Annotated in this window: 10 protein-coding genes, 3 pseudogenes and 1 other annotated feature; of the genes and pseudogenes, 5 read left to right on the forward strand and 8 right to left on the reverse strand. The window is 62.3% G+C overall.

The features are described from left to right. Positions 1-277: 277 nt before the first annotated feature. The 5 genes and pseudogenes from GR328_RS26095 to GR328_RS27870 form a co-directional block, all read right to left on the reverse strand. A complete protein-coding gene (locus GR328_RS26095) occupies positions 278-478 on the reverse strand; it encodes a hypothetical protein (RefSeq protein ID WP_160888567.1) in 201 nt (66 codons plus the stop codon). Positions 479-528: 50 nt separating this feature from the next. Beyond that, a complete protein-coding gene (locus GR328_RS26100) occupies positions 529-1377 on the reverse strand; it encodes a universal stress protein (protein ID WP_160888568.1) in 849 nt (282 codons plus the stop codon). A gap of 13 nt (positions 1378-1390) precedes the next feature. Continuing rightward, the gene (locus GR328_RS26105) at positions 1391-2875 is read right to left on the reverse strand and encodes a SulP family inorganic anion transporter (protein WP_160888569.1); all 1485 of its coding nucleotides are present in this window, start codon (positions 2873-2875) and stop codon (positions 1391-1393) included. A 68-nt stretch (positions 2876-2943) separates the two neighbouring features. Then, positions 2944-2999 (reverse strand) — a sequence feature (sul1 is cis-regulatory element that is thought to sense ions involved in sulfur or methionine metabolism; They are found in Alphaproteobacteria). A gap of 477 nt (positions 3000-3476) precedes the next feature. After that, entirely contained in the window at positions 3477-3821 is a 345-nt protein-coding gene (locus tag GR328_RS27865; RefSeq protein WP_246216108.1) for a TetR-like C-terminal domain-containing protein, read from the reverse strand. A 78-nt stretch (positions 3822-3899) separates the two neighbouring features. Further along, positions 3900-4097 (reverse strand): annotated as a pseudogene (locus tag GR328_RS27870) (TetR/AcrR family transcriptional regulator); the annotation flags it as partial. 138 nt (positions 4098-4235) lie between these two features. Between GR328_RS27870 and GR328_RS26115 the strand changes: the two are divergent. Further along, on the forward strand, positions 4236-4652 hold the full coding sequence (locus GR328_RS26115; protein WP_246216107.1) for a DoxX family protein: 417 nt from the start codon (positions 4236-4238) through the stop codon (positions 4650-4652). An 87-nt stretch (positions 4653-4739) separates the two neighbouring features. Here GR328_RS26115 and GR328_RS27020 read toward each other — a convergent pair whose 3' ends face one another. Next, the gene (locus GR328_RS27020) at positions 4740-4994 is read right to left on the reverse strand and encodes a hypothetical protein (protein ID WP_205790335.1); all 255 of its coding nucleotides are present in this window, start codon (positions 4992-4994) and stop codon (positions 4740-4742) included. 69 nt (positions 4995-5063) lie between these two features. Here GR328_RS27020 and GR328_RS26120 point away from each other — a divergent pair, with 69 nt between their 5' ends. Both GR328_RS26120 and GR328_RS26125 read left to right on the forward strand, forming a co-directional pair. After that, positions 5064-6233: an MFS transporter gene (locus GR328_RS26120; RefSeq protein WP_160888571.1), complete on the forward strand. Its 1170-nt coding sequence runs from the start codon at positions 5064-5066 to the stop codon at positions 6231-6233. A gap of 44 nt (positions 6234-6277) precedes the next feature. Beyond that, a complete protein-coding gene (locus GR328_RS26125; RefSeq protein ID WP_160888572.1) occupies positions 6278-6682 on the forward strand; it encodes a VOC family protein in 405 nt (134 codons plus the stop codon). Between the two features lie 157 nt (positions 6683-6839). On the opposite strand, the pseudogene GR328_RS27875 reads toward GR328_RS26125, so the two are convergent. Further along, positions 6840-6944, reverse strand: a pseudogene (locus GR328_RS27875) (tautomerase family protein); the annotation flags it as partial. On the opposite strand from GR328_RS27875, the pseudogene GR328_RS27025 reads away from it, so the two are divergent. Both GR328_RS27025 and GR328_RS26135 read left to right on the forward strand, forming a co-directional pair. Continuing rightward, positions 6930-7133, forward strand: a pseudogene (locus GR328_RS27025) (AAA family ATPase); the annotation flags it as partial. The pseudogenes GR328_RS27875 and GR328_RS27025 sit on opposite strands and share 15 nt — an antisense overlap. A 158-nt stretch (positions 7134-7291) precedes the next feature. Continuing rightward, the gene (locus tag GR328_RS26135) at positions 7292-7822 is read left to right on the forward strand and encodes a formylglycine-generating enzyme family protein (RefSeq protein ID WP_205790337.1); all 531 of its coding nucleotides are present in this window, start codon (positions 7292-7294) and stop codon (positions 7820-7822) included. A 58-nt stretch (positions 7823-7880) separates the two neighbouring features. On the opposite strand, the gene GR328_RS26140 is transcribed toward GR328_RS26135, so the two are convergent. Then, positions 7881-8123: DDE-type integrase/transposase/recombinase (locus tag GR328_RS26140; protein WP_160888573.1), on the reverse strand; the 243-nt coding region annotated here is incomplete at its 5' end.

Consider the following 8123-nt stretch of genomic DNA (forward strand, 5'->3'; position numbering starts at 1 on the left):
GTGGTGCCCTTCCTGCTGGAGGACCGGCTCAAGGAGCTGGGAGGCCGCTTCGAGCGTGGGCCGGACTGGCAGCCCTTCGCGGCCCAGGACGGCAACTTGATCACGGGGCAGAACCCGCAATCCTCCGCACTCGTCGCCCGGCACGTGCTGACATCCCTCGGCAGGGCAACCTGAATGACGACGCTGATGCTCGTTGGCGCGACAGGCCTGGTCGGCGGGGCCGTCCTGCGGCGGCACAGGATGACCCACGGCTGGCCCGCATCGTCGCCCCGACCCGTCAGCCATTGCCTCCCCATCCGAAGCTCGAAAACCCGGTGGTTGCCGTCCAGCACCTGCCGGCCGAGGCCGCGTGGCGGGCCGTCGACGGCGTGATCTGCACCTCGGCACCACGATCCGCAAGGCGGGCTCGCAGGAGGCCTTCCGCCGGATCGACCACGACTATCCGCTGGCCGGCGCGCGGGTGCTGATTCCAGACCATCAAGGTTCGTCACGACAGGCGACCAGGGTTGGTCTTGGCGTCTCAGCCGATCACCGGAACATTAGCACCGGAATCCTGCACCGCCGGACCATGGCCGCGGTCGTGCTGCCGACGATCAGGCTGCGGATACGGCTATGCCCGTAGGCACCCATGACCAGGAGATCGATGCCCCCGAGATTCATCCGGTTACCGATCACGTCGTCGGCGTGACCGGGAGCCAGCGTCGCCTGGACGGCGAATCCGGCCTCGCGCAGGCGGGCTGCCGCGGCATCCAGGCAGCCCCGCTCGCCCTCACCGCCGACGGTAAGGAGTTCGCACTCTGCGCCGTGGAGCAGCGGGCTGCGGACCATGTAGTCGATGGCCTTCTCGGCACTCGGGCCACCATCATAGGCGACGAGGAACCGCTGGATCGGGTTATAGGCCCGCGCTGCCACGAGGAGAGGCTTGCGGCTGGACCTTCCCACCCGCTCCAGGTTGGAGCCGAGGTGCCCCTTGGCAAAGTCGGCGGCCTCGCCCCTCTTGCCCATGACCACCAAGTCGGCGTCGGCCTCGAACTCGACGACCGTTTCCACGAGGTCACCGTGGCGGAGTTTGGTCGAGACCTTCTGAACCCCGGCGGCCTCAAGCCGCGCCTTGGCATCGTCCAGGAGGACCCGGCCGCGCCTCAGCGCCAGCTTCGCCTTCTGCTCGTCGAGGCTGGCCAGCTCCCGCAGGAGTTCGTCCCGCTCGTCAGCGTCCAGGTTGCCGCTCAGGTCGATTGGGGTACTCGCCGTCTCGCGCCGTCCGAGCACGTGCAAGAACTCGACCTCGGCAAATGTCCGGGTCGCGGCCCAAGCTGCAAGGTCACAGACGCTCTGCGCATAGGCCGACCCATCGATCAGTGCCAGGATCTTCGTCATGGCGGTTCCTCCCTCAGTGTGCCGTCAGACGCTCAAGGGCGTCCGGCTTGTCGTGCATGGCGAGCTTATCCACGAGAGTCGCACTCGCCTCGTTCAGCCCGATGATCTCGACCTCCGTTCCTTCGCGACGGAACTTCAGCACCACCGCGTCGAGTGCCGCCACCCCGGTGAGATCCCAGATATGCGACCGGCTGACATCAATCCGGACCCGCTCCAGCGCCTCCTTGAAATCGAAGGCTGCCGTGAAGTCTTCGGCCGAGGCGAAGAACACCTGCCCTTCCACGACATAGGTCCGCTCGCGCTCGTCCGCCGAGGGGGCCGAGGTCACGCGGAAGAGCTGCGCTACCTTGGAGGCGAAGAAGATGCCGGACAGCAGCACGCCGATCAGCACGCCGATGGCGAGGTTGTGGGTCGCCACCACACCGATGACGGTCGCGAGCATGACGATGCTCGAGCGTCGGGGATGGAGCGTGAGATCCCGGATGGAGGCCCAACTGAAGGTGCCGATGGACACCATGATCATGATCGCGACGAGCGCGGCCATGGGAATCCGGCGGACCCAGTCGCCGAGGACGACGATCAACAACAACAGGAACACGCCGGCGCAGAAGGCCGACAGACGCCCGCGCCCGCCGGACTTTACGTTGATGACGGACTGGCCAATCATTGCGCAGCCTGCCATGCCGCCGAGGAAGCCCGTCACGAAGTTGGCGATACCCTGGCCGATGCATTCCCGGTTCTTGTCGCTCGGCGTGTCCGTCAGCTCGTCCACGATGGACGCGGTCATGAGGGATTCGAGCAGGCCGACCGCGGCGACGCCCGCCGAGTACGGCAGCACGATCATCAGAGTCTCCAGGGTCCATGGCACGTCAGGCAGCAGGAACACGGGCCAGGTGGAAGGCAGCTCGCCCATGTCGCCGACGGTGCGCAGCTCCAGCCCCAGGGCCAGCGTGACCGCAGTCAGCACGACGATGCAGACCAGCGGCGATGGAACGACCTTCGTTATCCGCGGGAAGCCGTAGATGATGGCCAGCCCCGCCGCGAGCATAACGTAGGTCAGCCACGGCACGCCGATCAGCTCCGGCAACTGGGCCATGAAGATCAGGATCGCCAGCGCGTTCACGAAGCCGGTCATGACTGACCTCGACACGAACCGCATGAGGTAGCCGAGGCGGGCGATGCCGGCGAGGACTTGCAGGATGCCAGCCACAATGGTGGCGACCAGCAGGTATTGCAGGCCGTGCTCCTTGACCAGCGTCACCATGAGCACCGCCGTGGCGGCGGTGGCGGCGGAGATCATGCCCGGGCGACCGCCCGTGAACGCGATGATCACGGCGATGGAGAAGGAGGCGTAGAGGCCGACCTTCGGATCCACGCCCGCGATGATGGAGAAGGCGATGGCCTCGGGAATGAGGGCAAGTGCGACGACGAGCCCGGACAGGACGTCGCCACGGATGTTGGAAAGCCAGTCACGGCGCAGGTTTTCGATGAAGGTCATTGGTGTCCAGACATCACAAGGAAGCCAAGCCCGTGGGATGACGGGGCTGCTAGAAGGCTTGGTTACTGGATGGTCCGGCGGGTCGGCGGCCGGAAGAGCCACCCGGAGTTGCACCGGGTCCTTATTCGCTGCAGGCTATTTGCCTGCCGGCCGTGGCGATATCAAGTCCTAATATTGCCCTTTACGTTCCGATGGGGCCGCTCGAGGCTTGGCAGAAAGGCGGGTCCGCTGTCTTGCGACAGGCTCACCGCGCAGGTTGGCCCGCCAATCCGGGCGGACCTTCGGTATCCGCCCCCAGCCTATCGGCCTGCCTCCTCATCCGCGGGGCAGCCGCAATGAGGAGGCAGGCCGATAACAGCGCGTACGCTTCCAGCATCGTGAGCTGGTGCGTGACCGCTGAAGTGTGTGGTTCCGCCGGTCGACTGCCCAACCAAGGCCGTGAGAGAGAGAGAGGCGGAAAGTCCGCTTGGGGGTCAGGAACCGCGATTCCTTGCGCTTCCGGAACGTCCGGTTCGATAAGAATTGCTGCCTTCGAGCCAAGGTCTCAGGAATGCCATGACCGGACCTTCCGCTTTCAAAGATTCACCTCGGGGAAATCCATTCATGGAACGGAACCGGCTTCCCTAGGCGTGCTTAACCCGTAGATCGCCGCGATCCGCTCCAACAGACGCCCACTTGCTGCATCTTCTTGCAAGTCTTGATTGAGCTGATTGTCGACGATCAGGTGAGAGAGGCCGTGGACGAGAGCCCACGCGCCAAGGGCAGCGTCGCGAGGCGATGGAGATCCTCTATCGAGGGTCGCATGTTGCAGAACTCGAAAAGCGTCTTGGGCCGCTTGCTCAAGATCGGGATGCGATTGCCGATCCAGCCCGCTGCCGAACATCAGCCGAAACAGACCCGGATGAGCCAAGGCAAAGCGCACGTATTCTTGGCCGAGAGCCAGCATGCGGTTCTCCGGTGTGACGGCTGATGCCTCGAATGCCAACCGCAACTGCCGAAAGCCATGAGCCGCCACGGCAGCCAGGAGGGCTTCCCGCGTGGGAAAGTGCCGATAGGGCGCATTGTGAGAGACCCCCGCAATACGGGCTGCCTCGCGCAGACTGACCGAAGCCGGCCCGTCCCGCTCGATCAGTTCGGCCGTGGCCTCGATGAGGGCATGTCTCAGATCCCCGTGATGGAAAGGCTTGTTCGGTTCTGGCTTGTGTGTTGACAATGTCAACATCTCCTCGCATGTTGGCGACGTCAACTTGGCAGATGACAGTGAGCCGTCAATCCTGGAAGCCCCATTATGTTGTTTTTCATGCTCATTTTGATCGCAACGCTCGTTGCCCGCTTGGTCGGGCTTCGGAGGGGTCCGGGCATGATGGATTGGACCTCATCCATGCGTTGGGGCATGGCCGCAGCACTCGTCTTTTTCGGAATAGATCATCTGCTGACACCGGATCGGTACCTGCCGATGATCCCGTCCATGCTGCCGTATCCCGCGGAAATCGTCTTTCTGACCGGGCTATGCGAGCTCGCTGGGGCAATTGGGCTGCTCATCCCCCGGACCCGGCGTCTGGCAGGCATCATGCTGGCCATCTATTTCGTCTGTGTGTTTCCAGCCAACATCAAGAATGCTGTCGAAGGGGTGGTCGTGGAGGGCCTGCCGACGGCGTCGTGGTACTACTGGGTCCGCCTTTTCTTCCAGCCGATCGCGATCTGGTGGGCTCTTCGTGCGTCTGAAGTGATCAGTCCTCGCCGCACCCGGTCAATCGCGAGGACCGGCCGCGCTTGAGGAGAGCCACGAGGACTTTGCTCGCATGGCCACGATCCATCGTCGACGCCACGTGAAGAACGTCGTCCTTGCTCACGGTCAGTGTCCTCAAAGAAAACCGAGCTCCGGGGAGCGGACCTGTCCGGTCCGCTCACGCAGCTTCTCGCGGGCGTAGATCAGGGCCTCGCAGCTTGTCCCGGTGCCCGGAACGCGGTATCTAATCCCAATGTCATTGATCCAGAACATTGCTGCCGCCAATGTTCCGTTCGCCGGCCGCCCGGCGGGCGTGTTCCCTCTTTGCGTCTCCGGATAGCAGCGGGATTCGGCCAGGCCGTCCTCTCCCGCCCGGAGACGATGCAACAAGCGGCCTCCCTGAAATCAAAGACAGTTTCAACCATGCTCGCATCTCCTCGAGATCGGCGGGAAGGTCCCGTGACCGGCTTCCGTCGAACTATCATCTTCGCGTTGCTGATGCTCTGCGCAGTCCTGTCCCTCGCAGGAACCGACCTCATCCTGCCGGCCATGCCTGCGCTGCCGACGATCTTTGCGACCAACGAGGCCGCCGCTCAGCTCGTGCTGGCGTCCTATGTCGCTGGTACGGCCATGGGGCTATTGCTCTTCGGGATGCTGGCAGATCGGCTGACCCCGCGAACGCTGGTCGTGTCCTCGCTCGTTGTCTTTGCGGTTGCATCGGCGGCTTGCGCCCACTCTCCAAGTATCTGGGCCTTGATCGTCGTGCGCCTGGTGCAGGGAACCGCATCGGCAGCCGCACCTGTCTTCGGGCCTGCCATCATCCAGCAGATCTTCAGCGAGAAGGCCGGCATTCGTGCCATGGGCTTGCTCGGCAGCGTTGAGTCCCTCGTTCCTGCTCTCGCGCCCATCGTCGGCGTCTTCCTGCTCGGCAAATTCGGATGGCAAAGCTCATTCGAGGTTCTTGGAGTTGTGGCAATAATCGCGGCAGCGCTGATCCTCGTGCTCGGGCTGCCGCAACAGCCGAAAGCGGCTGGTGCACGGGGCAGCTACCGTGTGCTCCTTCTGGACCCGGTGTTCATGCGGTATGCACTGTCCCAGGCAATGACATTGGCCGGCTTGGTGGTCTTCGTATTCGGCGCTCCGGCCGTGATCGTGGAGACCATGGGCGGAACGCTGCATGATTTCATTGCCATGCAGGTGTGCGGCGTCCTTGGCTTCATCGTTGCGGCCAATCTGACATCACGATGTGCCGAACGTTGGGGCACCGAGCCCATCATCCTCTTCGGGACGGCCATGGCCCTGGCAAGCGCCGTAACGATCCTGACCTATGCTCTCGCCGGCGGGAGTGACAGCGCACTTCTTCCAGCCTTGTTCCTGCCGATGAACGTTGGCCTGGGTCTTCGCGGCCCGCTCGGGTTCTATCGCGGGATCGTTGCGTCCGGCACCAGCAATGCTCGCGGATCGGCTTTGATCGTCTTCTTCATTCTGGCCATGACCAGTTTGGGCACAATCATAGCGGCACCTTTCATCAGCCAGGGATTGTGGGCGCTCGGTGCGGTGACCTGCGGAATCCATGCCTTGTCCGTCGGCTTGCTTCTGCTGCTGCCCAAAATGCCTGAGGTGAGCTGACAACCTCATGATCCGAGAGGGTATGTCTGACAAAGGAGGTTGGTTTGAAGCAGAGCATCGCGCATATTGCTCTCGTCGTTCGCGACTACGACGAAGCCATCGATTTTTACGTCAACAAGCTTCGGTTTGAGCTGGTCGAGGACACGTACCAGCCGGAGCAGGACAAGCGTTGGGTTGTCGTTCGCCCCCAAGGCGACGGAACGACGTCCTTGCTTCTGGCACGCGCCTCCACCCCCCACCAGGAAACATTCATCGGCAACCAGGCGGGTGGCCGCGTTTTCCTGTTCCTTCGGACCGATGATTTGCAGAGGGATCACGCCGCGATGCTTGAGCAGGGCGTCGAATTCGTTCGCGAGCCGAAGAAGGCCCCCTACGGCACCGTCGCTGTGTTCGAAGATCTGTACGGCAATCTGTGGGATCTCGTTCAATTCTCGGACGGTCGGGACTGAGCGCCCGGCAGTTTGGATTTCGCGAAACGGGAGCCACGGAACCTGGCCTTTGACATCAGAGCCCCCGGCAGGCCGGTGAGGCGGTCAGCAAAAGGTCAGCACGGGGTCAGGTAGCGATGTTCGCCAATTCTCCGGATTTGGTTCTTCCGACCGTTAACTAGGCCCGCTGGGCTATACCCAGCCCAAAAGACCAGTCCTCTTTCTCAACCTCCACGAGGCTGATGAAAACGTCCTCTGCCCGGATTCCCGGGTTGCGAGAAAGGTTTTTCTGACGCCGCCGTGGCCTGAGATTTACACAAATGATCCGGAACGGCGTCACGGCCTTGAGGCGGCGGAAGCGGAGTATTCTCGCCTTTTGCAAGCCTATCCAGAACTTGGTGACGAAGTTTCCATTCTGCCCAAGGTCAGTGTTTCGGATCGCGCCAACATTATCGAGAGAGCTTTACGGTAGGTACCCGCTTCCTGAGCCCAATAATGAAAGAGAGTTTCCGATAACCCATTTACGGGATTATTTGAGGTAGCATTCCCCGCGATTTCTGCGATGGGAGCTATCGACAATGCAGACAGCCTACGCCGCATCAACCCTCATAGATGCAGCCGGATTGGATAATGATGTTCGTATCTGAGACAGTCGATGTGCCGATGGTCGAAGTTCCGCCGGAAAACATCATTCTCAAAGATGACCGGATAGGCCGCCGATGGCAGGTCGCTCTTCAGGGTTTTGCCATCGGGCGCTATCCGGTCACACAGGCACAATATGCGGCGGCAACTGCGCTGCGACCATCCGTACACGCCGGTCCGCAGCATCCTGTCGAGAGTGTCTCATGGCTTGATGCTGTCCGATTCTGCAATGCACTATCCCGAGTGTCCGGCCTCCAGCCCTGCTATGAGGTAGACGCGGCCCTGCCAGGAGCCACTCAAATTACGAGCAGCAACGGTTACCGCCTGCCGACCGAGGCTGAGTGGGAATATGCCTGTCGCGCCGGCGACCAAAGCCCACGTTATGGCGCGCTCGATGCGATCGCGTGGTACCCTGATAATTCAGGCGGGCATTCGCATGGTGTAGGACAGAAGCAGCCCAATGCCTGGGGTCTTTGCGACACTCAGCAATGTGTGGGAGTGGTGCTCCGACCAGTATGATCCGGCACTTTTGCAGTAACTTGGAATAGGCATAGCGAGCCCCACCCGGGAGCTGACTTCAAGCGGCGAGACCGAAGCGCTGACCCACGCGGCGGACTTCGCCTGCCGTTCCTGGCTGTTGCAGGATGTAGCGCCCCCGTCGGATCATCCGCATCACCTCAAAACCGTTGATGGTGGTGGCCGAGGCCGTTGTCATCCTCTGGAAGCCGCGCGCCGGCCGGATCGCCCGCTTGAGCGCACCATGATCCGCCGCGATAACATTCTTGCGGTATTTCGAGGTGCGATGCTCGACATCTTTCGA

The organism is Microvirga makkahensis (assembly GCF_009830105.1).
Lineage (GTDB): Bacteria > Pseudomonadota > Alphaproteobacteria > Rhizobiales > Beijerinckiaceae > Microvirga > Microvirga makkahensis.